Source organism: Arthrobacter sp. AD-310, assembly GCF_054656615.1.
This window is the reverse complement of record NZ_BAAHNO010000022.1, coordinates 98,690-125,339: the sequence shown is the minus strand read 5'-3', so window position 1 is coordinate 125,339 and position 26,650 is coordinate 98,690. Positions and strand designations below refer to the sequence as shown.

The window sequence follows — 26,650 nt, the reverse complement described above, 5'->3', positions numbered from 1 at the left end:
CCGGCACCTACGGGACCGGTGTGCTTTTTGGAATTTAGACCCGGAGGCTCCTAGCCGCCCATTTCAAAGTCCGGGTCGCGGAAATCAGAAGAATCAGAGCCAATACCCAGCACTCCGGTCTTGGCAGTCTCGATGTAGTTCTGATTGATCCTTGCGTTGCGGTACTTGCGGGACGCTTCTGTACCGGTCGCTCCTGCGGGCTGTGACTGATGCCCAGGACGGGTGGCAGCTCCCCCGGGGTACGAACCGGAAGGCCCAGGGCCGGCTTCCCAGGCCGAGGGACTTGTCTCCCACTCGTCATGTCGGTCGGCATCCGCAGAATTGCCGTTGTCCTGGTCCATGTAACTCCGGGGATTGCTGACGAAGTCACGCATGTTCTTGCGCCAGTTCGCCCCGAATTTCGCAGCCCATTCCTGCTCAACTTCGGGATACAGTGCGCTGATGTTTTCCATGGCGTCGACGTAGGCGTTGGAGTAGACCCGCTGCTGTCCCGACAGATCGATGCCGTCGGCGGTCATGCTGTGCATCATGACCCGGGAGGTGCGCAGCCGCTGTCCCAGGGGATTGTCCATGGCAACCATGCCGTCGTAGTCCGGCCGGTCCTTGAGACCCCAAGCGGAGGCATAGCTGACCACGCCCATGTTCAGGCCATCCACGCCGTGCTGACGGGTCAGGGCGATCATGTCCGCCGTCATCGTGTCGGCGATGGCTGCCTGGTGCTCCTTTTCGTCCATCGGCGGGCGAACCCCGAAGGAGCCGGACTCGATCCTCTGCCCCAAACGCGATTCGAACTCCCCGGTCCACACCCTGGCTGTGTCACCAGTTCCGCTCATCCTGACCTCGCGGGGATCACTCCTGGCGAATTGGCCGTGAGACAGCTCTCCGAAGACGGAGGCGAGCCCAGGCTCATCCTCCAGGCGCAGGCCGACGACGACGCGGGCGGCTGTGGCGATTTCTCCGGCATCGACACCATCCTCTTGAGCCTGCTCGTAAAGCCCCTTCAGCATCGAGGAAAGCCTGTCCTGGATCCCGTCAACGTCGGCACCTTCCGTCCGCATGGCTGCGTACGCGTTCTCGGTCAGGGCGACCTCCGTCATCGCCGCAGACTGGACCGTGTAGGCGTCGCGGCCGCCGCGCTCAGCACGTTCGGCGCGATCCAACTTTCTCTGCCAGCGCTGGGACAGGGGCCGGCCGGACTCGGTTTTGGCTTCGGCCTTGGCCAGGACCCTTTCTATCTGACCGTTCCTGCGCTCTCCGATCTTTTGCTCGATCGTGTTCTTCAGCTGCACACCGAAATCGCCGACCTGGTTCCGGAAGTTGGGTGACATCATCCACATGGCCGTGCCCATGCCCACCGTGCTCAGGACAGACTTGGCGCTAATGCCTTCGCCCAGCGGCCGAAGGCATGACAGGACCATCATGGAGACATACCCCTTGTGGATGCCGTTCAGCTGGGAGGTGCGCTCCTGCGGGGTCTTCTTCGCAGCCAAGAGCTCGGCCCTGCGCACCTCGGCCATGTACTTCCTCCCGGCCTCTTCGACATCCCGGCGCAGCTGGGCGATCGGATCAGAGGACTTTTGCGGGCTGCCGGCTGACCCAGCCGGAGCCGACGGTGGCAGGTTCTCGCGCCGACGGCGCTCATCCCATGCCTGATTGCGCTTTTGTTCACGAGAGGCAGAGCGTTGTCCGGCCTGTCCGGAACCGCGCTGGCGGCCCTGATCCGTATCTTCGTCGATGAGTTCGCCGTCGATGACTTCCTCCGGAGAGTACCCGTGCTGAGGAGCTTCATGTGTCTTGAGCGGAAGGGTCCTCCGCTTACGGTCCTGGTCGGTGCTGGCCATGTTTATGCTCCTGATCTCTCGGGTGGCGTGGATTTGATGCCTATTGATGTGGCCGGGTCCTGACACAGAACCCGGCCACACGGAAACCTGCTCTGGGCGCTAGAGCTGGTAGTCGTCAGCGCCGGCGTCGACGGACGGGTCCTTGAAGAGCTCGCTGTGCTTGGGAACAACCGGCGCGAAACGGCGTGCAGGAGCGGAGGCGGTGACAGCCGCTGCACTGCGCGGCGCACCTCCCCGTGCCCTTGCCTGCTGATGGTGTTCCGGGAGCACGTCGCGCTTTGACAGCGGAATCAGGTCAGGCAGCGGGGCTTGGACGCCGGCCAGGATCTGTTCATCGAATGCAGCCAATGCCTGTTGGTTCTTGCGGAGCGCATACGGGGCGAAGTGGCTGTTCTGCTTGCCCTCGAAGACGTTCTCGCGGTTGGCGGCGGCCGCCAGAACATCATCAAAGGTTCCGCCGTAAGCCAGCCGGTCCATGGTCGACCCGAGGTTCTGTGCCTCGGAACCGGCAGAGGGTGCTTCCTCCATGTCGATCATCACGCCATTCCGGGACAGGGCCGCGGCAACCTTCTCAACGTTTTCGTCATTGATCGAGACGTTCAGCCCATCCTTGGAGGTGTACAGGTCCAGGAACTGCTTCTTCCAGGTCGCTGTATCGGCCTGGATCTCCTTGCCGGACTCATCGCGCGCTGCTGTCCACCGGCGGTTGCCGTCAGGACCCGATGCCGTCTCCAGCTTGCGGCCCTTCCACAGCGCGCGGGCCGGGCCCATGAGCATCTCGTACTTCTGGCGGGCTTCCTTGGGATCGTGCTTGGCCTGGAGCACCGACTGCGTCACCGGATAAGTCAGCTCCAGCACAGCCTTGAGTTCTTCGTTGCGCAGCGCCTTCACGCCGCGCTGGGAGAACGTGCCGGCGACGCCGGTGCCGAAAGACTTGATCGCGGTGGCATACATGACGCCCTCGTGATCCTCCTGCGTCGCCTGGGTCTGGCCCAGATCTGCGAATGTCTCGGAATTTGCACCGAGATAGTGTGCATAGTCGCGCACCTTCTTCTCCGAACCCTTGGCGCCTGTTTCGACACAGGCGGTCATGACTGACTTCAGGTGCGTCGGGACATCGGAAAAACTCAGCGTCGCATCGCCGTACTGGGTGCTGAGCGCGTCGCGGTAATACGCACTGAGCTCACTGGTCAGGTCGGCATTGCGCTGGGCTGCCTCCCGTGCGGTGATCTGTCCTTCGTCGAGATCGAACTTGACGTCGTTGGCGCGCAGCCGCAGTTCCTCGAAGCGGTCGGCCAGAGCGGGATCCACATGCTGGGACACTTTGGTGTCCAGCGAGTTCTGCATCGCCAGCGGGTACGTGCCGTCTTCGAGCCGGGTGCCCAGGTCGAGCAGGTTCGCCTCCACGCTCAGCTTCTGCCGGGCCTCGTTCCTTGCTGCCTCGGAGGTGAGGCGGACTACGGCCACAGCGTCGCCGTCGAAGTCCCCGTCAAAACTGGCGTCCATGACCGGGTTGATGGATACACCGGTCAGCCGGGGGTCGATGGCCACGCGCATGTAGCGTACGCCGCCGTCACGGAGGACTGGGTCACGCCAGATAAGTGCATGATCGTTCTCCTCGAACCCCAGGGCGTCGGCCATGGCCGGGCCCATGGCAACTTGGTCGATGTCCAGCCGCGGATCCGAGGTCCATACAGCCGTGGCCGAGTGCGGCAGCCGGGAAGCCATGAGCTGTTCCTTGAAGACGTTGTGCTTGCCGGCGAAACGCTTGTTCTTGAGGCTGTCGGTGATGGTGTCGAAGGCCGACTGGGCCAGGCGCGGAGCCTCTGTGAGCGTCTCTGCGTGCTTTCGGCGCTGATCGGCGGTCAGCGAGGGATCCCGGAGTTCCTCCTGGGCGAAGCGGTAGCGGCAGGCCTGCTCGTGGATCGTCAGATAGTGGTTGGTGTAGTCGTGCACGGTGGAGGAACCATCGTCGAGATCCTGTCCGGAACGCAGGTGCGAGCTCATGACCGGCAGCTTCCAGGAGGAATCGCTGGCCGCCGGCGTCAGCTGCTCGGTGGGCATCCGCAGCGGGAACGGCAGTTCCAGGTCACCGCCCTTGTCGCCGATCAGAACGCCGAAGTCGCGCTTCATCTGGTTGATGTTCAGGCCCGGACGGCTTTCGCCGCGGGCGCTCTTGCGGGCCGCGGTGCGGATGAGTTCGGGCATCTCAAAGAGCCGGCGCTCACTGGTCTCATCCAGTGGGTCCGAGCCGACGCGCAGTGTGCCGTCCGGCTCCATGTCCAGCCCCATGGTCACGAGCATCTCGCGGAAGTTCGCCACGGCCGTACTGTTGGGTCCGTAGCATTCGGCCATAACCTTCTCGGCGCCGTGGGAACCCAGCGCCCAGGCCAGCTGCGAGGAAGCCTTGCGGCCGCGCCCCTGGGCAAGTGCTTCGTCGTCGTAAACCCGCGTCTTGGCGTCGACGGCCATGTGGGTGACGATGAAACGCATCTCGCCCATTGAGCCTTCGTGGACTGTGCCGTCCGGAGAGCGCAGGTCGCCGGGGTTCTGCATCAGCTCGCGCGCGGAGCCACCGTTGAACCGGGAGACGGCCGAGAAGGGGCTCATCACCACGTCCAACTCGGGGTTCTGCCTGAACCACTCCACTGCTTCACTGAGGCCCTGAGCCTCCGCATCGTAGGAGTTCATATCGGGGTCGATGACCAGGGAGATGACGCCCTTGTTGCCGTGCAGGTCCGAGAGTTTGTCGCCCACCACCAGGTCGCGCATGGTGCCGTCGACACCCCGGATCCGGTGTTCCCGGGCAAAGCGCTGGCTGACGACCATGGGATCATCGGCCGTCCAACCGCCGAAGGTCATCATGGCGGTCTTCACCGGCGGCGTCACCGCCGCCGCCTGCATCAGGTTCGATGCGGTCATCTGCTGGCGGTCGAAGGGATTGAAGCGCATAGCGGACGTGTCAGGATGCTTCATGAGCGGGGTCCGGTCGTCCTTATCGCAAGGGGTAATGATTCCCTCTGGGCTCACCGTGGCACCTTCAACCAGGTAACGGGTCACGCCTTGGTTGATAGAACCGGAGGTGACGACCGGATCGAAGTAACCGTTGCCCTCCTCGGTCATGATGGCCATGTTCCGGTTGCCGGTCAGGATCCACGGATCCAGCGAGTTGTCGTTGGCGGGGTCCATCGCAGAGATACCCCGGCCGTTGTCGGCCTGGTACTCGGCGTTGATCGTCGATCCGTCACGAACCGTGTTGGGATAGCGCACCCGGCTGCCCTCAGTGGCCAGGATGGCGTCGCGCCATTCAGCGCTCAGACCTTCTTCGGCCGAACGCTCGATGAAGTCCACTTCGTGACGGACGTCGTACAGCCGGCGGTAGACACCGTTCAGGCTGGTCGGCTCCCCGGCCTGGGTACGCTGGCCCAGCAGGTCAGAGGCAACCCTGTACTGGATCTGGTCGGCCATGATCTGCTCGTAGCCGCGCAGCCGGGTCCGTTCCTCGACACTCTTGGTCTCCCCGGGCTTCTGCACGGCGATACCCGCCTCGTAGCCGGGTACGAAAAGGTAGTTGTCACCCCCGGCGAACCGGGTGACGATCTCGCCATGCTCGCCCCGCGAGAAGATCTGGCCGATTTGGCCCGTAACTGTCTCAGTCTCGCCCTTGAGTCCCTTGCGGCGATCGGCCGTCCACTTCAGGATGCCGTTGTCGTCCACGGCAAGGTCTGTGACGACGGCTCCGTTGCGCTCAATAGTCCCACGCGCCGTTTCGGCCATGCGCCTGACAAAGGGGTCTTCGATCGCGTCGATCCTGCGGGCTGTGGCCTCGTCGAACTTGATGAGGCGGTCACGGATGGTATTCGCATAGAAGCTTTCCCCCATCAGTTCATCCGCCGGAATATCGGCTGCCCGTAGTGCACCAACGATGTCGTCGTTGTTGCGCCAGGTGCCGTACTCACTGGTCATGTACTTGGCCAGGCGCACCGGATCGAAGCGCTGGCGGGTCCAGTTACCTTCAGCGTCGCGGACCTCGTGCAGGTCGTAACTGCCGATCAGAGCATCGAGGGTGTCGAGGGAGTGATCGCGCACCTTCTGCTCGGCGGTGCCCACATAGGCCAGGTCACCCACCAGCAGGTCGTGATCGCTGATTCCTGAGACTTCGTCCTGGCCCAGCTCGCCGATGGAGCTGAGCTTTTCCAGATATGCATCCTCGGTGGCGCCTGGCCGCAGCAGGGTCTCCTGCACGCCGCGCAGCACATCCCAGTAGCCGCGCTGGATTGCGGCGACCTCCGGGTTTCCATCAAACTCCGGAAACCATTCACCGGTCTCGGCATCATCGGCGTGCTCTTGGGCGGCACGAATGAGATCCTCTACGCCCAGTGCGGCTGTGAGGTTTGCCCGGGCGCTGCCCACTGCTGTCTTCAGGTATGCCTCAGCGGCTTCAGCGTCGGCAAAGAACTTCGACGCAGCGCTGCGCTGGGAGGCATCCCGCCGGACCATGACTTGGGAACCGGACGGGCGACCCGAATCATCGAGCACAAGGTCACCGACGACGAACATGGCCGAACCGGAGCTGTAGTAGCTCTCCTGGACATCCGTGGGTACGGCTTTGCCGGCTGGCTTGTTCCAGACCATCTCGGTGTGTGAACCAATGGCTCCGACGAGCCCCTTACCGTCCGCGCGCTGCACCGGCCGTCCCTGGGCAATGCGCAGCAGGTCCACGCTTTCCTGGGCCGTCGGAGTGTAATTGACGGTCTTGTCCGAGCCCTGGACCTTGTGGTTGGTGGTGTAGCGGGTCACCACGCCGTCGTCGTAGATCCGGCCGACGAAGTGTTCCTGGCTCCGGATGTCGGTCAGGCGCACGCTGATCTTGGTGCCCTCGATCTGGGCGCGAATCTGGCCGGGCCTGCGGTCACGCATCACCTTATAGGGGGTGCCTTGCTCGCCAAGCTCGTTCAGAATGGCTACCGAGCGGGCCAGCGCTTCGGCGCTCATGAACCGGTCGTAGTCCATCCGGCCGTCCTCGTTGATGCCGCCGTCAACGACCCACTGGCGCACGTCGCGGTACTCCTGGGCGCTCATCTTGTTCATCAGCTCGGTCAGGCCGGAAATATCGTCCAGCGTCATCGCCCGGCCGGCTTCGACATCTTTGCCCTGGTCGTCCGTGCCATGCAGGAACAGATCCCTGCTCCGGGTCTCTGCCAGCTGGGCAACCTTGCCGCCGGCAACCTCTTCGATGAGGTGGTCTGGGATGTTCAGCAGGCTCGATCCGGCCTGCTTCACGGTGCTCCGCACCGCCCACCGTGGATCGTAGGGGCTGATCGGCAACCGGGGCCCGCCGGGGCCGGCGCTTCCATTTGCCGAGAGGCCTGTCATGACCATGAACTCGTTGCTGAGCTGGGCGTAGCCCTTGGAGTCGGTCGTGAAGGGCACTCCCCCGTCGCGGGTCTGGGAGAAAAGCGGCTTGTATCCGGGGACGTTCTCCCGCAGCGTTTCCTCGATGGAGCGGAGAACCGGGGAGACCTTCAGGTCTGCGTCGGTCATGGAGAGGCCCTGGCCGGCGAGATTGTCGCCCACGATGCCCCGCAGATGCCGTGCCTGGGAAACCATGATCGTTGACCCGATGTTCTCCTGCGTCCGCTGCACGGCACGGTAGAACATGTACTCATACAGGTAACTGCGCAGGCCGGGTGTGGTGTTTTTCATCGTTTCTCCTGCTAAATCAGCCGTTTCATACAGCTACGGGTATGTGAATATTTCCCAATTATTGCACTGAGGTACCAAAAAGGCCACCAGTAGAGAGATCTACTGGTGGCCTTTTTATGTTGGTTTATGAGCGGATAGCGCCGCTCCGGCAGTTGTGTATCTGCTACACGTCCCGAACCCTCATCTGTACGCTCATTTCACGGTCGAATTCACCGCGCGCCAGCCCCAGCCAGGTATCGAGCGAACCCAGGAATTCGTAGAAGGCTCCGTGAACATGGAATGTGTTCATTGCCGCGAAATCGACATCAAGGTCATCCTCCGCGAAGACCCGGGAGCCTTCGTCCCGCGAGGCCTTCTGCGCCTCGCGCAGCGCCTCGGACTCGTCCAGCTTTGAGATGTAGGTAACGCTGCCGTCGCGGCTGCGCAGCGAGCCGTCAGCGCCGACGGAGAAGTGCTCGGTGTCCTTCTCCAGATGCGGGCGTGCCGCCTTGTAGGCTGCGACGATCTCCGCGTCCAAAGTGTTCTGCAACGCCCTGCCGTCCGGTTTTATCAGCATGTCTTTGCTGATGGAGCTGCCTGCATAGATCTTCTGGCGCATCTGGTCCATCGCTTCCATCCGTTGGGCCGTCGCTTCAATGACCTCGGTGTTTGGTTCGTATTCATCGTCGTCGATCATGAATGACGATTCATAGGCATCGGCGTCGAATTCCTCCATATTTTCAGGATCTATGCCCAGTTCCTCCCACGCCATCGACTCGATAAGGCCCATGACTTCGTCGGAGTAAACGTCGGGGTCCAGGCGCGAGATGTCGTACTCGGTGTACCCGTACGCGGTTTGGTACAGCTCCTTTGCTTCGGCTGCGCGCTCCGCCTGGGCCATCCGCTTGGCGAGCATCTTCGTGAAGTCCGGCTGGTTCAGCCGGACGTCGAAGTCCAGCGCCGAGGAGAGCGTCGGGATGGTTTGCAGCGTGTAATTGTGGCCGGCGTGCTCGATCGTGTCCTTGAACAGGCGCCAGGACATCGGCAGGATCGTCTCGTTGCGGTTCCAGACCGGAGAGTCGCCGGCGCGGAAGACGATGCTGTTGCGTTCGGAAATGAAGGCCATGTCGTTGTAGCTGATGACCGGCTCCTCCTTCACGCTCATGGTGTAGGAAACCTTGCCTTCGGTCTGCATGAGCAGCCGTTCCATGTCCTTGGTGACTGTCTTGGAGTCCGTGTAAGCGCGGTGCCTGGTGCCGGACATCTTCTGCAACGTGTCCAGCATCGAGTCATCCGTGGACTTCAGGAACACGATGTTCGAGGTATTGCCCTGCACGATCTTGTCCACGGACTCCCCGTACACGTCGCGCAGCTGCTGGAGAGTCTGAAGGATCAGTGTGAACTGCTGTTCCTGCCCCAGGCCGATTGAGAGCATAGTTTCGAAGCCCGAAATGCCGTGGCCCTCGGACTGGAGGTTGCCCAGCTCGTCGAGCATGAAGCGCGTCTTATAGAGAGGCTTCTGGTTGGACTTGGTCATATACGACTTGTCGAAGTTCAGGTCCACCAGCTGCTTGACCAGGATCAGGATCAGCTTGGCGTACTTCATCAGGTGCGGAGGGGTCACCAGGAAAACCATCTTCGGTGATTCCGAATACCGGACCATCGTGGAGATGATCGCCTGGGCCTTCCCCATGACCTTTTCAGGGCTCGATGTGGTGACGCTGTCCAGCCGCATCTGGGGGTAGGTCGTGTGCCCGGGTTCGTACCGGATGACCGTGCCGCTCTCATCCTTCACGGGCAGGAGTTCCAGCAGGATGCCGTTCTTGACGATCTTCTTCCCCGTCACCGGGTCGGTGATGTAGTAGCGGCCATTCAGCGAGGACTGGTAGTCCTTCCTGAAGTGGAAGTACATGGTGCGGATCAGCATTTGTGTCTGCGGGTTCACCAGGCGCAGCCGCAGGTAGGCATTGTCCGTGGGGAATTTGCCGGGGAAGAAGTACCGGGCCCAGCCTTCACGGGACACGATGTCCTCGTGCTCGAAGTCCTTGCCCAGGGACTCGGTGAACATGGGGTCGTTGTAGGCGTCCCACTTGGCCTGAGAGCCGATCAGGTGGTCGCGCTTGAGGTAGTTCATGCCGAACCGCACTCCCATGCGCCGCGGAAAGCTCAGGCCTCCCAGGTCCGTGTTTTGGCTGGGCGTCCCGGAGGTAAGCGTCGAGATCGTGGGATCGGTGAAGAAGCTCATCGCCGTGATCGCGATGCCGTAGACGCTGGCGAGCATCTTCTCGGCGCCGGCCATGGCCTTCAGCGCATTGTTCGCGTTGGCGATCAGGGTCCGCATGGTGTTCATCGGCATCGCCTCGGTGGCCGAGAAGTACAGCGTCAGCATGTCGGTCTCCGGCTTGTCCTCCCAGAGCGCCGCTTTGCGCCGAGCAATCTCGAACTCGGCATTGTAGATCTCCTGGCCGTTCTCCAGCCCATCGAACTCCCCGGCCTTGAAGCGTGCTTCCAGCTCCTTCTCCGGGTTCTTCATCTTCTTCGAGGTCAGCTGCACGAACAACTGGTAGCAGTTGTACAGGGTGACCTTGCCCCACATCTCATCGAGCTTGACCTCAAGCTGTTGCGGGTCCATGCCTGTCCTGGCTGCCATGGCGCGCAGCTCGCGCTCCTCCTCAAGGTAGAAGTCGATCAGACCGTACGCGGCGCGCTTGAAGGCGTTGTTCGCCGCATTGGGCCAGACCGGGTCCTCACCGCCGTCAGTCGGAAAGAACACGTCGGCGATGTTCTCGACGTAGATCGCGCATTTGGTCGCGTCACCTTCGCGGGCAGCGTCGGCGGCCATTCCGAGCGGGTTGTAGATGTCCGTCTTCATGGCGTTGATCAGGTTGAACTGAACGACCTGGAAGCCCCGCATGGTGGCCTTGACGTAGTTCTTGACCAGCAGTTCACCCTTGGGATCGTTGATCACCACGTTGTTGGGACGCTTTTCGCGCATCCACATATCGAGCATGGGCTCGATATAGGTCTGTCCCTTACCGGCACGGGTGATGGCCAGCACCATGGTGTTCACCGGCGCGGTATCGACGATGTACGCCCCTCCGGGGCGCTGGACCTCGTACTCAGGGAAGTCCCAGTCCTTATTGATCAGGTCACCGACAGTGTCGAAGCCCTTGAGCTTGTCCAGGTTCTTGTTGCCGGGGTTGTACGGAATCTTGGAGACGTCATAGAACTTCCGCAGACCCTTGTCCTGCGGAAGGCCGGAGGCATCAAAGAGCGCTGCGCCGAACTCCTCGTCGATGATCGGCTCCATCGTCGTGAGCGCACGGTCGTCGTTGTCGCGCAGGATCTCGCCTTTGAGGTATTCGATGTCGCCGTCTGCGTCGACGATGTCCTGCTGGGCCCGTTGGGACACCGCGACCTTCTTCAGGCCCTTGTTGGTCAGCATCATGTGGCTGATCATCGAGCTGGGCTGGACGCTGCTGTGGGCCCCCACGTCCGGAAACCAGTCGAACTTCCGCTGGATCTCCTCGGGAAGCGCGATGTGCTGGTCGTTGGCGTATTGGTTGATGTCGGTCGTGTCGTTCATCAGGTTCTGGGCCTGGAGATTGCGCATCAGATATGGATAGAGCAGCCCTACGGTCATGCCACCCAGTGCCAGGGAAAACAGCACCTTCCAGAGAGAAACTGTCAGCAGGCCTGCCTGGAAAGCCGCAACAGCCGGTTTCTGTCCGACTGCTTCGGCGTCACCCACCTGGTCGACGTACCACTGCGGGACGGGAATCTCGTCTTTGGACTTATGGCAGATCTTGTCGAGCATCTGGCCGGACTGGTCCAGGGCGAAGACACACTCCAGGGTGCCCCTACCGGGGTTATCAACCCCCAGCTTCCGCGCCTCAGCCGGCGTCAGAATCACGGATTCGACGTATTTGGGTGCCTCGGACTTGGAGTCACCCCCTGAACCAATGCCGCTGAGGGCTCCACCGAAACTGCTGAACAGCAAAACCCCCACGGTGAACAGGCACCAGGCCAGGGCAAACACGACCACGCCGGCGATAACCGACACCCAGGTGCGGCTGGTCGCGGACAGCATCGGATTGATCTTCGACCGGTCAAGCTGCTGGTCCTCATAAACGTCGCGGTTTGCCAGCGTCTCGCGGTGGTCTTTCGCCGAGACCTTCTCCCAGTTGGTCGCATCCGGACGGGACGCCCGCCTGTTGCTGCTCTTTCCGGCCATTCGGGCTCTCCTTGCTTAGACGCTATATGCAAATATGCAATTTATGCTGGTTTATCAGCGTATCTTATTGCGAGTCTACACGAACAAAGCGGGGCATGGCGGTCCTCCAATAGGAGAAACCACACCATGCCCCGCCTCGTTGCCTGTGCGGATCTACAGCGTCGGGAAGAATCCCTCGCCGCCGTGCCACACACCCGCGGCCGCCGCTGCCGGCGCAGCCTGCGAGCCACTCACCACAGCGCCGATAATGAAGCCGACCGCGAGAGCCGCGAGAGCCAGAACAACGATCAGGACGACCATGATCTTGTTAGCCCGCGACTGGATCTTTGATGCCCGCTCCAACTCCAGGGAATACGATTCCTTGTCTGTGCGAAGGGTGCGGATCTCGTTCTTGTATTGCTCTTCGATGGCCGGCCCAAGCGTCTCGAACTGCTTGAGCAGATCCGAGGCGCGGTTGTCGGCTGCAATGACCTTCTGCTGTTCCAGGGACAGCGAGTGGTTCCAGGTCGACTCCCGCGCATTGAGCTCGGCCACGGCATCCTCGCGGAACTTCTGCATCTCGGCGTTGAGCTCCCGGACCCGGGCTTCCTGCTCGGCCTTGAGTTCCTGCACCCGGGCCGCGTGTTCGGCCCTGAGCGCCTCGACCTGGTTCTCGCGGGAAAGCTGCTCAGCCAGAGCCTCGCTGCGGGCGAGGTCGCCCTTGCGGTTCTCGTCGAGGAAGGTCATCATCTGGGCGCTCCAGGTGCGCAGCAGTTCCTCTTCAGCCTCACGGTGCTCCTGCTGGCGCTCCATGAGCACGTCCAGGATCTTGGTCTTGCCCAAGTCCAGGCGTGCCTGCGCGTCCTTACGGCGCGTATCCAGGATGATCTGCTGGGCGCCGTCGAAGAACTCCTCCGAAGCTCGCTCAGCCGTCAATCCAATCTCGGCCAGTTCACGCTCGTGGCGGGGACGGTTCTGCTCCTTGTAGCGCAGAATGGCCTGCTCCGCGGCCTGGCGGCCGCGTGCCTGAGCCTCGTTCTCGTACCGCTCGTTCAGTTCGCGGCGCAGCGCGGAAACTTCTTCAGGAGTCGACCTCTGCCGTTCGGCCAGATCGTCCTTGGCTGCCTTCATCAGCCGGTGGTAATAGGAACCCTCACGGTCCGGGGAGACATCAACGATGACCCGTTCGATGTGCTGGGACATCAGGGAGACGTACAGCTCACGCAGCGCGTTCTGGTTGTCTACGTGCAGCTGCTCCAGCTCAGTGTTGGCCTGGCGTGCCAGCTGGTTGATCTGGCGGCCCAGCCAGTCGGAGGCGTCCTCTTCGAGGGGGAAGGAAACGATCGGCGATCCCGTATTGAAGTTGGTCTCAAAAGTCTCAAAATCAACTTCAAGGTCAAGGTCGGAGCTGAGGAACCGGCGGGCGATCGAGGAACGGACCTCCGCCTCGTCGATCACCCGGTCGTCGCGGTAATCCTGCTTGTCAGCCGCTTGGTCTGCTTCGTCCCCGGAGTCGGCGAATTCATGCTCGTACTCACTGAGATCCGGCGCAATGTCCGGGACCTCGTCGGAACCGGCCAGCTCGTTGTAGTCGATGGGCTCGTCGTCACCAATGGAAGCGTCCCCGAACGGGCTGTCGTCTTCGGGAAAGTCCGGGCTGTCACCGACCAACGGCTCATCCGTGGGGATGCCGTCGGGGACGGCGGCGACGGCGGCCGTGGGGGTGTTGTCCGTGGAAGCAGCGGCTTCTCCCATCTTGCCCCCGCCCCAGTTCCAGACATCGGGAAGGATCTGCTCCAGGGTCGAATGACCTTCCGAAACAGCAACGGCCTGGGCATAGGATGCCTGCGCCACTGGGTCGGCCAGAAGCGCTCCGGCAGCGTTCTGGGTCAGAACCACCCACAGGTACTCAGCGTTCTTGAGGAGGCTGAACTCGTCCATGCGGCCGAGTGTCTTCGCGGAGGGAATGATCCCGAAGATCTCCGACTCCAGCATGTCGGCGGTGGCGACGGTGGCAATCTCGTCGGCCGTGATCAGTTCGATGAGCGAGCCCTTGGCCTCGTCATTCTTCTGCTTCATGCTTAGGCCGCCGATGTTTTTCACCGGCAGCGCGAGCACTACCCAGGACTTTCCGCTGGGAAGGGCAAAGCGCTCGTTCTCCCGCAGCAGGGCAACGGCTGCCCCGACGGTGGACTCCTTTACGACGCTCGACAGCAGCTCCTGTGGCTTGCGCTTCTTGGTTGCGACGGCAACGCCGCCGCCTTCAGGCTCGGTCCCGCCGGCCTCCGCGTCCCGGGTTTTCTTCCTAAGCAACATGGTCGTCCCTTCCCTCTTTTTTGGCTGGTAGTCCGCTGGACCGGCTATGTGAATAATATGTGGCCCGACTCGGTCCAAAGGACTACGTTTCGGCTCGTTTATCAGACTAACGCATCACCGATAGGCTGTCACTTCAATATTGGCATCGGTTTTGAGTATTTGCTTGTTGTCACTAACCAGGTCACCCCGGACGTCGACGCGGATTGACCGCTCCCCGGGATGCGCATTGATGAACGCGGCAACCTCGGTGAAAACCTCGTCGGTCAGCTTGCCGATCGCCGCACGCGCGCCGCCGGCATCAGACTCGGTGTCCCCCTTGTCGTCGATGAGGTACTGGAGCACCTTGTCGTCGATCTGGACCTTCACGCTGTGCTTGGTGAGAACCTCTTTGGCCAGCTGGCGCATCTTGCTCAACACAATCGCGCGCTGAGTCTCACGGGAAAGCGGCTGGAACGGCACAATGGCGTCGATACGCCCCAGCAGTTCGGGCGGGAACCGGTTCTCGCCCTGGGTGCTGGTGATCGAACGGCGGATCTGCTTCGTGTAGTCCTTGAGCTTCTCGCCTGATCCGGTGTCATCCTCCTCGTACTGCGCGATGGTCTTGTAGATCTCCGCGCCGGCGTTGGTGGTCAGAATGATGTAGGTGTTCAGGAAGGAAACCTCGCGGCTGTTGTCGTCGGTGAGACGGCCGTCGTCAAGGACTTGCAACAGCAGCCTGATCACGGTCGGGGCTGCCTTCTCGACCTCGTCGAACAGGATCACCGCGTGACCGAGCTGCCACACCCGGGATGAAAGTTCGGACTTGAATGCTGCCAGGGATGAATCCGCGGCGTACTCAGTCATGTCGAAGCGGATCAGACGGCGGTGGTCATCGCCGAACAACAGGCGGCCAAGCTGTTTGCTCAGCTCGGACTTGCCGACACCGGTGGAACCTGTGAACAGGAATGACGCCATCGGCTTGGTCTTGTCATGGAGGTCCGCCACGCACAGCTGGAGCCTGCGTGCCACCGCGCTGGTGGCGTACTGCTGGCTGAAGACCTTGGAATCCAGCTGTGCCTTGATGTTGACCGCGTCTACCCGGAAGGCGACGTTGACATTGATCGACTCCAGAAGCACATCGGCCAGCAGCGAGCGGTCCATTGGGCGCATGGTGTGCCGGTGCCAGCCCACCATTGAATCCAGGACCAGAATCGACTTGCGAGGCTGGGAGGAGGCCGGAACAAACCGCTCCGTGTAGTCGTAAATCTGCTCAAAAAGGTGGTCATCGTAAAACTGTTCGGCTACTCCGTACCGTTCAGCCATGCCGCGCAGAATTTTGATCGTCGTCGCCTTATCGGTCGGCGTGAGGTTGATGCGTTGGAGACGCTCCACCAAAGGCTGGTTGGGCGCAATGTGGGTTTTGAACTCGTCGTACGTCGTAGCGGCAATAATCCTGATGCCCCGCGCGCCGGAGGCAGCCAGAATTGGCTTCAGGGCCTCCACGGCAGCCGGTGACAGCTGAACAACTTGGTGGAACTCATCCATGAAGAGGACCAGTTCCTGATCCTCGTTCTGCGCGTAGCGCTCGGCCTCGTCGAAGAAGCGCTTGAGAAGGCCGGCCAGCTCTTCCAGGTTGGTCAGTCCAGACACCATGCTGGCCACATCGACCTCCCGGTACACCCGATGAGTGTCAGTGGACATGGTGGCCTGCACCAGGGCCGACTTACCCGCGCCGGCTGGTGCCAGCAGCAGCGCGTTGCACAGCTCAGGGCGGCTCATCGACGCCATGAGCTGGGAAATCTCCTGGTCACGGCCCACGATGGGCCGTTCTGCCGCCTTCAAGCGGTGTGAGTACGCCATCAGGATCGTGTACTGGGTCGTGAGCGTATCGTTGTCGATCATGGCACCTGCTTAGTCTCGGTTATAAAAACTAGAATATGCTTGATTATCAGCATACTCGCAGTAATACGGTTATGCTCAAAGTCGCCAGGGCGGCTGCTCCAATTTCGTTGAGCAGCCGCCCGTGGACTGACGCAGATAGATCAGCGGCCGTAGTCGCGACCGGATCCGGAAAGCCCCTCTTCTGAGCGGGCATCGAGGGCAGCCAGGGACGCAACGTGCGCAGGATTCATGACCACCTTGGGCCGTCCGGGCACGGCGGGTGTCTTCTTCTGGACGATGTCAAGGGCGTCAACAACAGGTCCTGCCACCCCCGGCAGCGGGCCATCGAGAACTGCTTCGAAACCCCGTCCCGCTTGGTCCAATGCCTGCCCCTGGACCCCGGCGGCTACGCCTCTACCAAAGCCCTTGGCCGCAACCTCGGTCACGCCGGGGCCGTCCCCGTGCTGATCCTGTCCGCCGGGATTGAGGATCTCCGGGGGAACGCTCTGGATCGGGGCTGGCACTCCGACGTCGAGGGACTTCCTCGGAACGATCCTCGCCGGTGCTCTCCGGGCCCCAATAAAGGAACCCAGGCCCGCCTGTGAGGAAAAGCCGCGCTTTTTTTGACCGTTGTTCTGTTCGTTAGCCTCCATGGCCGGTGTCTCCCTGCTCTGTTGTGGATGTTCTGGTTCTGAAAGCACGAAAGCCCGCGCTGAGAAATGACTCCCAGCACGGGCTTCCGGTGTTGTTGACGGTTAGGCGAGGGCCGGCTCATCAACCTTTGCCTCGGCGGCGACAGCTTGAGGAGCCTCCGCCTGCGCTTCGGCCGCCTGCGGGGCTTCGGTGGCCTTTGCTTCCTTGGCTGCTTCCTTTGCGGACTTCACCGACGCGAACTGGGTGTCCAGCACTTTTGCGTCGATAGCGAATTCGGATGGCTCGATCGTCTTGGTGTTGAGTACCAGGCCCGACTTGCGGCTGGACGGCATGAGGTCCGCCTTCACCGCGTAGACTTCCGCGCCGTTGGGGAGCGTGACGACGTTGCTGCCGGCTGCTTCCTTGATGGCGTCGAACTGGGCGGTCGAGTAAGGAGCGCCGTTGTTGATGCGGTCCTTGCCTTCCTTGTCCTTCACCCGTTCTGTGACCAGGTGGAGGTTTGTCTGGGCGGGACCACGCTGATCCTGGGCGTTGATCTGGACATCCAGGTAACGAGACTTCCCGTCCTTGGTGACGCTGTTGGGGAAGGTTACTGCGATCAGGTTGACCGCCTTCATTGAACCCGGACCCTTGAGATTTGCCACGATATGTCTCCTTAGAATTCGATCCGCGCGTCTGGTCGCCCGGTGCCGTCGATGGCTGTCCGTGTCCGCAAAGAATGAAGCTTTTTGGACGGGACATTCACAGAGTAGTACACACATGTGTGAATGCACCAGTACCAAGCTGGGAACACTCGAAAACAAGTAGAAAATTCACTCTAAACCGTCATTTATACGTGACTGCCCCGGGTAGAGTGCAAGTAGCTGGCTTTCCTGCCGGTGGACCTCCGGCACCCCGGAAATAATGATCTGGTCCACTTGAGACTCCACCTGCTTCACCAAGTCCGACCCGAGCCGAACTGTGCGGGAGCGCCGCAGCAGCTCTCGTTCCCGGGAGATCGCAGCCACTTCAGATAGCAGCACCGCTCGAGGGTCCCGTTCCAGCCTGCTGGCCAGGGCGTTCATGGCGTCGATGTCGGCCATCGGCAGGTTCTCGATGGCCTCCGTCTGGCCGGTCGCCCGCAGGTACTCCGCAGCCCTGTCCCGATGGTCCCGGCGGGACTTGGCCCATTGCACGAATTGGGAACGGGCACGCCGGCCCACCTGCACATCCGAGGAGAAGTCGTACCGCATGTGATGCAGATCCAGACCTTTGACATCCTCGAAGTCGTACTCGGCGCCCGGGGAAATCTCAGCCGTGTCCGGGACTTTGCCCTCGGGGTCCGCGATGATCTTTAGTTGCAGGCCATGGGCGGCGAGCTCGGTGCGCAGCTCGTCCACCCGGCTGGTGTAGTTTGCCCGCATCCTTGCGATCCGGTCATCGAGCACGGCTGTGCCTGCGGTGCCTTTGAGGGTGAGCAGATGGGCGCCGGGCTGACCGTATATGTCCCGCCCCAGTTTCTCGGCCTCGTTGCCATCCCGCATCTTGCGCAACGAAGCATCCCTGCGCATGGATTCCAGTGACAGAAGGCGTTCCCCGTATTCCGCGACTTTCTCCCACTGCTGGTACCAGTCCTCCGCCGGCGAGGCGAAGGCCAGGAACTTCTGGTACTTGGCCGCACACCGGGCGTGGTACTCCTCCTCCTCCAGGTAGAAGTCGTACAACACCCGTGACGACACGGAGGCAATGCCCGCGTCATCAGCCTTTTCCCAGATCCTGGCGTTCTCGTGATAGGCGGTGCGCTCCTCCCGGTGGTGCTCCAACCGGGAGGAATAACTACGCAGCCTGAATCCGAAGCCGAGCAGGTCGTCCTGTTGCCCCTGTTTGGAGTTCTCACCTGCCCGTGCGGCCAGTTCCTCGTAGTCCAGACCCATGGCGTCCAGCATTGGAGTACGGACGCGCAGGGCATCATCTGGCAGTGACCTCAGCAGACCGTAGACCCCGTTGACGCCGCGTTCGATGATCTTCTCCCGGCCGTTCTCGATCAGCCGACGCCATTGGGGCTCGCTGAGACCCTCAGCCTTACGGCGGTGGTTGACATACTCGTGGACCTGCCCCATTGCATGGGGCAGCGGGGACTCGGGCCGGGCCAGGACTTCTTCGACCAGCTGGCGGACGATCCTGTTCGGCTTCTTCATCGACTCGTGGTTAGTGCTGGAGCGCCAGAGTCGCCGGTCCTCGGGCAGGCACGCGATCAGAAACTGCGGCAGCGATTCGCGCAACATCTGCTGGTGCGCCCAGCGCTTGACGAACGTGGCCACGTTGCGGCGTTCGTAGCCCACAGCCGAACTCATGTGCCTGACGGTCTGTTTTTCGTCCAGCCAGGCGTCCATGCTGCGCCGCAGCAGGCTCTTGGCCGGGGCATGGATCTTGCCGCGTTGAGTGCCGTCATCGGTCACCACGCCCTTTCCGGCGTCAACCATGGCCAGGTGGCAGTGGACGTGCTCGGTGTCGACCTGAATGACTCCGACGTAGCGCAGGTCGTCATAGAAGGACTTTTCCATCCGCTCCAAGCCGCGCATCACGGCCATCCGCAGCTTCATTTGGTCCAGGTGGCCGCGGTAGTCACCCTTCTTTGCGCACACGAAGTCTTCCGGGATGATCTTGTGCCTGCGCAGATACTCCTGGTCAAAGCTCAAGACCGTTTTCATGACGGTATGGCCCTTGTCGAACCAGTCCTGGATGTCGCTGCTGGCGGCCTTGAGTTGGTCATCGGAGAGGCTGACCTGTCCGTATCCGAAGGCAACCCCGCCGGCGCCCTGGGACCGTTTCATCCGGGCCTTCACCTCCGGCTTGCTGTCGGCTGCCTCAGTGGCGTTCTCGCGTGCCATGTAGCGCAGGATGAAGTCGTCGGTGCGCTGTCGCCTGATGGGCGCCAGCGGCTCGGTGGCCAGCTCCCGGGCCATATAGCGGGTGACATAGTCCCCAGGTGTGCCGCCCCGGCTGGCCTTACCCGACGTCCGTGACTTCACCGTGTATTCGTTGACGACAACGATCGACTGCTTCAGGTTCATGGCGTGCTCTTCCCGGGGGATCAGCCCCGTGCTGCTGTGTTGCTTCGGGAAAATGAAGAGGCTGTGCTGCCTGGGCAAACACAGCCTCTCCATCCGGGCGGAACATCTGTCCCTGCCGGGCTAACCCAGTTCGGGTCCGTCATCCACCTTGCCGTGGTCCAGTTCCAATGCCTTCTCGTGCCCCAGCGTCCGCTGCACGCGCCGGGTGCGCTGTTCGGTAGTGCTGGTTCCGGTGTCGGTCTCGGGGGTGATGGCAACGGGAAGCACATCCAGTTCCTCGTCCGGTTCCTCCAGGTTCAAATCCAGCAGGCCCTCGTCCTTTTCAGGAGCCTTCAGCTCTGCTTCCACGGCGTCTGCGACCTGGACGAAACCCTCCGGCGCGTCGAAGGCAACCGCGTCCTCGCTGGGCATGGTGAGTGCCTTGGTCACGCCCGGAGCGATGCGGTGGTGGTAAACGCCCTCGACGGTGTCCGGATCGTACTCGACGGGACGGGCCGCAAGGGCCGCCGCTTCGGCATTGCGCTGTTCCTCAAACTCGGCCATCAGTTCCTCGAAGATGCTGGCGCGTACTACCGGGAATTCTCCTGACTGTTTTGCCAGGCCCTGGAACCGCTGGGCGCCGCCCTTGGCCAGGACAGCATGGGGAAGGATGAACTCGTCAACTGCCAGGAGGTCATTGATCTCCCCGGACCTGGTGGGCACGCCCTGCTGTGGACGGCTCAGGGCCCGCTCCTCCTCGGCTTCGGGAGTGAGCCTGTTCTCGAAGTACTCCGCCAGGTCGTAGCCGCTATTCGCTACATCCAGGGCCAGTTCGGTCTGTCCATGGATGGTCACGAACACCACCGGAGCGTCGTCCTCGTGATCCGGTGCCAGGATCAGCGCGTCGATGGTGGTCGGAAGCTCCCAGGGGATTCCTGCCATGTTGGCCGGAGGCTCGAACCCTTCGGTGAAGTAACCCTTGCTGACCAGCTCGGTGAGCTGGGCATCGTCGAACTCGTAGAAGGCATCCACGATCGGACCCAGGCCGGAACGGAATGTCACCTCCTCAATGCCAAAGGGCAGCGACTCATTGGGCAGGATTGAGCGCAGCTCACCGGTGAGGTGCAGCAGCGGGCGGTAGTTCCGCTCGGGCCCGTGGTGTTCAAAGGAAACCTGTTCCATCTGCACCACGGTCTCCACGGGGGCACTGGCAACCCTTTCGGTCCGGACTCCCCTGCTGCGCAGTATCCGCGATGCCCACGGGTCTGTCATCTTGATCCCTGCAACCTTCATGGCCGTACTTCCTTGTCTGTTGTCGCTGACTTGTTGGGTTTAGGAGGCCGCTGCGGCCTTGGGCTCACGGGTCCTCAGCTTCGTGTTGCCGGCGGCCGGTGACGCCTGCTTCTGAACGTCGGCCAGGCGGAACAGCGACCGCCGCAGACGACGGCTCACATCAGTGGCGGAGCGCCAGAGCTTACGCATCAGGAAGATCTCCGCGACGAGTACCGCCGCGGCAATGAACAGCACCGGAATCAGCCAGCCTGCGATGACGGCGTCCATTCGGGCCTCCAGCGTCACCCCAGTGCCGTGCTGGATCAGCACTGCAATGTTGGGCAGCACGTTGACGGCCGTGAACAGCACAATCAGGTAGTCCGCGAAGAGCACCAAACCCAGTAGAGCCGCCGATACAAGGCGATGAATCACCGTCGTTCCGAGCTTTCCGAACCTGAGGTAGATCCGGTCACCGAACGTAGAGGGTGCGGCCGATGAGGCAAGTGCGAGGGTCCTGTCCGGGACGGTTCCAGTCTTACCGGTCGTGCGGCTCATGAGTGCAATCCTTTCGGAAGGGCAAAACGATAATTTGTGCGGGAGCGTTCTGCACGTAATCTACTGGTTTATGTGCATAACCATACCGTAAGAACAAAGTAACCGCACCCCGTTTGAACAGGATGCGGCTGCTTATTGGCGGTGTTCCGATGGCCGGCGCGGTGTCGGAACCTAGCGCGACATCCGCTCCCCTGACACGGAGGCGAATCCCGAGACGTTGGTCATGGCACCCTCCCCGTCGATGGTCAGGTAGATCACCGAGGTCTTGTCGGCGCTGGCTTTGCCGTCATTCGATGAGGAACCGAGGTCGGCCAGGACCATGTACCGGTACTCGGTGCCCGAAACACCGAGCGGGACCACCTCCATCGAGGTGAGCGAAGAGTTCAGGCCTTGGGTGTCCACGTAGTAGATCCGGTTCCCGGAAGAGTCGGTGTTGAACACCGGTTCCTGGAAGTACGTCTTCAGGAACTGTGAGTCCTCCTTCAGCTTGTACTTGCGGATCACCGACTCGCGGGCCGCGGCGTACTCCTCCCCCGTCCGCCAGGTTGCCACCGTCTTGACGAAGTCCCGGATTACCGCGGTGTCGCTGTTGATCCTCTGGGCGCTCGTGCCCAAGGCGGCGTCCACCACGGCCTGCTGTTCGTCCCTGGCGCTTTTCAGGCGTGCCTGCATCTGCTGGTCGAGCTCGGTGATCTGCTTGTCCTGTGCTGCCACCTGTTCCTGCTGGGAACCGGTCACGACGAAGTACGAGACGCCCGCGATGATAAAGACTCCTGCCAGGAGGATGAGCAGTGCGTTGCGATAGAAAAAGGTGCGCATTACGCATTCCCTCCTGTGGCCGTGCCTGATCCGGTCCCAGGGCTGGTACTGCCAACCTTCAGCCCGAAGCTGTCGCCCCGCGTGGTCGTTCCCACACTCAGGCCCCGGAAGGTGTTGGTTTTCACCGAATACCGCGCGGTGGCCCATGCCAGAAGATCACCGGTGGTGGTGTCGCTGTTTGTCCAGACCACACTCATGACCCCGGGGGTGCCGGACAGGGTGACCGACGCCGTTCTCCAGGTGTATCCGGCAGGATCCATGGCCTTCCGGGCTGTGCCGGCGGCCGTCTGGCTGTCGGTACCGCTCGAATTGTCAGTCACTGGCTCGTATCTGGTGAACCATGGCTGGCGCGGATCAATCCGACCGGGTCCGAGAAGGTCCTCGGTCCGGAAGGTGTACGCCTGGTCATCGCTGAGGATCAGGGACCCCGGGTCAAAGAACGGGGTGATCGCCTTGCGATGATCGAGCGACTTGAGTACAGCCGGCTTCGGCCGTCCGTCGTTGGAACCGGGATCGTCATTGCCTGCGTAGGCGATCGAGGCGAACTGCTGCTGCGCGGCCGCGAGCTCATCGCTGCGCTTCTGCGCAGCTGCGAGACCATCCACCAGCTCCTGCCTGGTGTTTTTGCCGTTGGCCGGGGTCAGTTCCTCCAGCGCCCCTGTGATGGCCGCTTCCTTGTCCTCGTTGGCCTTGACCGCCACAGTGTGTTGTTCGCCGGCATTGTTGATGCCCAGGCTGAAGCCGACGATGCCGACACCCAGGGCGGAGGCGAGTACGATGCGGGCCACTTTGCCCATGTCCCGCGGCGTCTTGCCGGCTTTCTGCGCCTTACGGCTGGCGAGGGCTGCTGTGAACCTGGCTTCGAGCTCTTCAGGAGTGACCTTTGTGCGCGGTACCGCCTTCGGTTTTGCTGCCAAGACCCGCGATGCAGGCTTCTCGGCGGCCCCGGTATCAGCGGGCTTCACCCGCCGCACCACCGGCTCACTGCCGGGGGTTCCGTTCTTCTCAACCATGCTGTTCCTCTTCGTTTTTACTCGTAGGCCGGGAAGTATGGTCACTTTTCACGATGACATTGCTTCATCGGTCAACAGATCAGATACGTCCGTGAACACCCAGTCCTGCACTTCGCTGATCGGACGGGCATATGCTCTCGTGCCTGCATGATTGGTGCCGCAGCTCGCCTCGCCGATGATCACCTGATCACCCTGGATGCCCAGGATGACGCCGGTGTGTCCCTCGGGCTGGTCGGTCTGCATCGAGAACACTGAGTACGGGGTCGGGGTGTGGCTGGTCTCTTTGTCGGTCATCTTCGCCAGTGAAGCCGCGGTGTCGATGCCGTTGCCCCGGGCGTACTCCTTGAAGGAGGTGAACTTCCACAGGAAGTACGAGGAGAACCCGACACAGTTATCGGCCTTTCCATAACCGCAGTCACCGGGGCCGCCGCCGCCGAAGGCCTCGGCCAGGACAGCCTCACCCTCGGACTTGTACGTCTCCATGAAATCCTGGGCCTCTTCGAGCGTCAGACCACCTTCTTTCAGGCCGGCCGTGCGCATCTTGTTGTCCGTCTTGCAGTTCGCCTGGGCGGTGCTCACGCGGTTGTTGTTGGCATCGCCCAGAGTCGAACCGGACTGGGCGAGGATCGAGTCAGCCAGCGACTGGTTCTTTTCCCAGGCGCCCATCTGCGCGAACCATTTGTTGGCGGCTGCCTCGCGCTTGTCCATCGAACTGTCGGCCGACTTCTCCCACTTGTGGTGGAAGTACACAGCCGCTTCCTTGGCCGAACCGATGGGCGTGGAGATCATGTGCTTGATCACCGGGGCGCCGGAGTCCTTGGAAATCATGAACCCCAGCTGGGTCTCCAGCGTCGACCAGGGCTGGCCGGCGCCCGCGGCGTAGTTACGCAGCAGGGTGTTGCGGCCATTGGACCACTGGCCCAGCCCAATACCGAGCAGATCCACACCGGGGAACTTCGCGCCATACGCCGGATCAACCTGGTCCACGTCGAAGTTCTTGGACTCGGCATCCTTCTTCTTCGGGCCCAGGGTGAACGGCTCACCGGTAACCGTTTCCACGCCTGTCGGGTCGATTCCGGACTCCGCGTCCCAGTTGCCCAGGATGCCTGCCACGTTCTCGTCGGACATGCCCCAGGCGCTCAGCACACCAAAGACAAGTTTGGCGTTGGCGAGGGTCTTCGCGGGGCTGGAATCCACCGGATCCTTGTCCGCAGAGTCAACAGCTGCCACAACGTCGATCGAGCAGTCAAAGAGCCGGCCGTCACGCTGTGCGACCTCGTTGCCCATGCCGACGGCAGCGATCGAGGCCACCCCGATGCCGGCGACCAGGGATCCGGTGACAGCGACAGAGACCGCGGCGGTTGCAGCCGACACCGCTCCGCCCAGAAAGCTGGAGACGGCGGCCCCGGCTGCCATCGCACCACCGAAGATCGCCTTTCCGACCGTGACGGCCACCGCGATAATCGTGTTGAGCAGATTCACCGCCAGGGCCAGTGCGGAGAAGAACATGCTCTTGAGCCAGTTGAGCAGCATCATGGCAAACATCAGCTGCCCGGCAGTGCTGGCAGCTGGGACAGCCGCCCCGGCCGCCGCTGCCCGGCTCAGGCCACTGCCGCTGGCTTTGTCCACGGTCCCGTCGTGCTCATTTGGTTCGCGTGCCTCCGAGGTGCCGCCGGCGCCTCTTTTGACCGTGTCCACGACTGCATCCTTTGCGAGCGAACCTGCCGCACCTGCCGGTGACGTTGCTGCGGCAGGAAGCTTGTTCAGGCCATCGGCCGCTGCGCGGTCCGTGCTGCCCCCGGGGTTGATACCGGCCTTCTTTGCCATGTCGTTTCCCGCCGCAGCGGCGGTGCTTGCCTCCCCTGCTGCATTGCCCTTGGCCGCCCCTGCTGCGGCAGCCCCGGCCTTTGCAACCCCTGCATTGGACGCACTGGAGCCAGCCCCCTTGGCAAGGCCACCAGCCCCGCCTGTCGGAATAGACATGTGCTACTTCCCTCTCTTATGTGTGCCGAATCAGCTGCGGCCCTCTGTATGTACCGGTGCTGGTGATTCAGTGCGGACGATGCCCGTGCGGCCTAGTAGGACCGGACGACGTCCTTGCCCTGGTTGACCGTGAAGTTGGATTCGACGTTGCGCAGGCTCACCTCAAGGTCGAGGAGCTTGGTGTGCAGGTCCACCTGGTAGGTCTTCTTGTCGTTGTAGTAGTCCTGGTAGGCCTGGCTGAGACGGTTCACGATGTCGAACAGGGGCTTCACCGTGATATTGCTGCTTTGGTAGTCGCGCTTGAGATTCGTACCGTCGTTCAGCATCCAGGTCAGCTCGTTGACCCGGAACTCCGCCGGTGTTTCCTTGGAGCGGCCGGCCAGGTAGCTCACGTAGTTCGAGCCCTCGGGTATCAGACCCTTGAGGTAGCCGGCCTTCACGTTGCCGCTGCGCCAGTCGAAGTCGTAACCCATCGGCATGACGTAGTCCGTCTTCAGATCCAGCGTCGAGGGGCTCTGTCCGACCTGGGCTTTGCCGGTGACCTCATCCCCTGCAATCTGCTTCGGAACTGCCGGGGGTACCAGGCGCAGCGTCCCGCCGTCCGCCGTTGTGCGCTCCAGCTCCGCCGTTGCGTCCTTGATGCGGTTCAAGTCCGTCTGCATCAAGGCGAGCTGGGCGTCGAGGGAATCCCGGATCTTCTGTTCCTCGGCAGAGGTCACGACCTCGTTGAAGATTGCCCCCACGTCGATCTTGTCGCCGTCGAGTGCCGTGCTGACGGTGGCTTCGGAACCGCCCGGATTGAAGAAAACGCGCCACTGGTCGTACTTCCGGAAGGAAGCGTCCGTTGCCCCCTCGTCATCCCTGGACGTGGTGGTGTCGTCCTTCTTGTAGACCAGCTCTGAGTTCGAGCGCATGGTGAGATTGATGACCTGCGGGGTGAACGGCTGGTCGCTGTCGAGCATCACACCCATGTAGCCGGTTGAGCCGAACACGTACACGGATCCTTCGACCTTTGTTTTCAAGCTCTCCCGGTTCAGGTCCATCGTCGAACCGGTCAGGAACGCCTGGTAGTCCTGTGCGCTTACGCTGACCTGGCTCGGGTCTTTGAACTGCATGAGGACCATGGCACGGGTCCGGTCCCCACTGACGAAGAGGCCCGGTACGCTCCCGCTGATGTTGGTCTTCGACGTGAGGAAGGTTGGTGTGTACAGCGCCGTGCTGCTGAGTGCAGTCTGGCTGTTGGAGTAGGCGGAGGTGGCCGCCGCGCCGAAGATGAACACAAAGCTCAGGACGATCACGCCGAAGAACACTCCAAAGCGTTCAATCGCGTGATGTGAATCGAGCTTGAACCGGCTGCCGAGTGCCTTTACTGAGTCTTTGATGGCCATGGGATGAGGGCCTTTCGTA

Annotated in this window: 14 protein-coding genes; all 14 read right to left on the bottom strand. The window is 62.0% G+C overall.

Annotation, left to right across the window (positions count from 1 at the left end; all coding sequences use genetic code 11):
- Positions 1-50 precede the first annotated feature (50 nt).
- The 14 genes from ACYQ1Z_RS14240 to ACYQ1Z_RS14175 all read right to left on the bottom strand — a co-directional run bounded on the left by ACYQ1Z_RS14240 (position 51) and on the right by ACYQ1Z_RS14175 (position 26,631).
- Positions 51-1,841: a hypothetical protein gene (locus ACYQ1Z_RS14240; protein WP_459793185.1), complete on the bottom strand. Its 1,791-nt coding sequence runs from the start codon at positions 1,839-1,841 to the stop codon at positions 51-53.
- A 99-nt stretch (positions 1,842-1,940) separates the two neighbouring features.
- Positions 1,941-7,547, bottom strand: a complete 5,607-nt coding sequence (locus tag ACYQ1Z_RS14235; RefSeq protein ID WP_459793184.1) for a hypothetical protein — start codon at positions 7,545-7,547, stop codon at positions 1,941-1,943.
- A 163-nt stretch (positions 7,548-7,710) separates the two neighbouring features.
- On the bottom strand, positions 7,711-11,760 hold the full coding sequence (locus ACYQ1Z_RS14230) for a type IV secretory system conjugative DNA transfer family protein (protein WP_459793183.1): 4,050 nt from the start codon (positions 11,758-11,760) through the stop codon (positions 7,711-7,713).
- 153 nt (positions 11,761-11,913) lie between these two features.
- Entirely contained in the window at positions 11,914-14,055 is a 2,142-nt protein-coding gene (locus ACYQ1Z_RS14225; protein WP_459793182.1) for a hypothetical protein, read from the bottom strand.
- A gap of 114 nt (positions 14,056-14,169) precedes the next feature.
- The gene (locus tag ACYQ1Z_RS14220; protein WP_459793181.1) at positions 14,170-15,936 is read right to left on the bottom strand and encodes an AAA family ATPase; all 1,767 of its coding nucleotides are present in this window, start codon (positions 15,934-15,936) and stop codon (positions 14,170-14,172) included.
- A gap of 140 nt (positions 15,937-16,076) precedes the next feature.
- Positions 16,077-16,568 (bottom strand): hypothetical protein, encoded by a 492-nt coding sequence (locus ACYQ1Z_RS14215; protein ID WP_459793180.1) that lies wholly within the window; start codon positions 16,566-16,568, stop codon positions 16,077-16,079.
- Positions 16,569-16,670: 102 nt separating this feature from the next.
- Positions 16,671-17,213 (bottom strand): hypothetical protein, encoded by a 543-nt coding sequence (locus tag ACYQ1Z_RS14210; protein ID WP_459793179.1) that lies wholly within the window; start codon positions 17,211-17,213, stop codon positions 16,671-16,673.
- Between the two features lie 168 nt (positions 17,214-17,381).
- Positions 17,382-19,622 carry a relaxase MobL gene (mobL, locus tag ACYQ1Z_RS14205; protein ID WP_459793178.1) on the bottom strand — a complete coding sequence of 747 codons (2,241 nt, stop codon included), beginning with the start codon at positions 19,620-19,622 and terminating at the stop codon, positions 17,382-17,384.
- A gap of 120 nt (positions 19,623-19,742) precedes the next feature.
- Positions 19,743-20,894 carry a hypothetical protein gene (locus tag ACYQ1Z_RS14200; RefSeq protein WP_459793177.1) on the bottom strand — a complete coding sequence of 384 codons (1,152 nt, stop codon included), beginning with the start codon at positions 20,892-20,894 and terminating at the stop codon, positions 19,743-19,745.
- Positions 20,895-20,933: 39 nt separating this feature from the next.
- Positions 20,934-21,428 (bottom strand): hypothetical protein, encoded by a 495-nt coding sequence (locus ACYQ1Z_RS14195; protein WP_459793176.1) that lies wholly within the window; start codon positions 21,426-21,428, stop codon positions 20,934-20,936.
- A gap of 171 nt (positions 21,429-21,599) precedes the next feature.
- Positions 21,600-22,247, bottom strand: coding sequence for a hypothetical protein (locus tag ACYQ1Z_RS14190; RefSeq protein ID WP_459793174.1), 648 nt, complete (start codon positions 22,245-22,247; stop codon positions 21,600-21,602).
- Positions 22,247-23,260, bottom strand: a complete 1,014-nt coding sequence (locus ACYQ1Z_RS14185; protein ID WP_459793173.1) for a hypothetical protein — start codon at positions 23,258-23,260, stop codon at positions 22,247-22,249. Before ACYQ1Z_RS14185 ends, ACYQ1Z_RS14190 begins: the two co-directional genes overlap by 1 nt.
- A 48-nt stretch (positions 23,261-23,308) precedes the next feature.
- Positions 23,309-25,243 carry a phage tail tip lysozyme gene (locus ACYQ1Z_RS14180; RefSeq protein ID WP_459793171.1) on the bottom strand — a complete coding sequence of 645 codons (1,935 nt, stop codon included), beginning with the start codon at positions 25,241-25,243 and terminating at the stop codon, positions 23,309-23,311.
- A gap of 92 nt (positions 25,244-25,335) precedes the next feature.
- Positions 25,336-26,631: a hypothetical protein gene (locus tag ACYQ1Z_RS14175; RefSeq protein WP_459793170.1), complete on the bottom strand. Its 1,296-nt coding sequence runs from the start codon at positions 26,629-26,631 to the stop codon at positions 25,336-25,338.
- Positions 26,632-26,650 lie beyond the last annotated feature (19 nt).

Coding starts and splice junctions, on each gene's coding strand:
- ACYQ1Z_RS14180 (WP_459793171.1), bottom strand. CDS start 25,243: ATGTCTATTCCGACAGGCGGGGCTGGTGGCCTTGCCAAGGGGGCTGGC.
- ACYQ1Z_RS14185 (WP_459793173.1), bottom strand. CDS start 23,260: ATGGTTGAGAAGAACGGAACCCCCGGCAGTGAGCCGGTGGTGCGGCGG.
- ACYQ1Z_RS14240 (WP_459793185.1), bottom strand. CDS start 1,841: ATGGCCAGCACCGACCAGGACCGTAAGCGGAGGACCCTTCCGCTCAAG.
- ACYQ1Z_RS14235 (WP_459793184.1), bottom strand. CDS start 7,547: ATGAAAAACACCACACCCGGCCTGCGCAGTTACCTGTATGAGTACATG.
- ACYQ1Z_RS14230 (WP_459793183.1), bottom strand. CDS start 11,760: ATGGCCGGAAAGAGCAGCAACAGGCGGGCGTCCCGTCCGGATGCGACC.
- mobL (WP_459793178.1), bottom strand. CDS start 19,622: ATGAACCTGAAGCAGTCGATCGTTGTCGTCAACGAATACACGGTGAAG.
- ACYQ1Z_RS14200 (WP_459793177.1), bottom strand. CDS start 20,894: ATGAAGGTTGCAGGGATCAAGATGACAGACCCGTGGGCATCGCGGATA.
- ACYQ1Z_RS14225 (WP_459793182.1), bottom strand. CDS start 14,055: ATGTTGCTTAGGAAGAAAACCCGGGACGCGGAGGCCGGCGGGACCGAG.
- ACYQ1Z_RS14190 (WP_459793174.1), bottom strand. CDS start 22,247: ATGCGCACCTTTTTCTATCGCAACGCACTGCTCATCCTCCTGGCAGGA.
- ACYQ1Z_RS14175 (WP_459793170.1), bottom strand. CDS start 26,631: ATGGCCATCAAAGACTCAGTAAAGGCACTCGGCAGCCGGTTCAAGCTC.
- ACYQ1Z_RS14220 (WP_459793181.1), bottom strand. CDS start 15,936: ATGATCGACAACGATACGCTCACGACCCAGTACACGATCCTGATGGCG.
- ACYQ1Z_RS14195 (WP_459793176.1), bottom strand. CDS start 21,428: ATGAGCCGCACGACCGGTAAGACTGGAACCGTCCCGGACAGGACCCTC.
- ACYQ1Z_RS14215 (WP_459793180.1), bottom strand. CDS start 16,568: ATGGAGGCTAACGAACAGAACAACGGTCAAAAAAAGCGCGGCTTTTCC.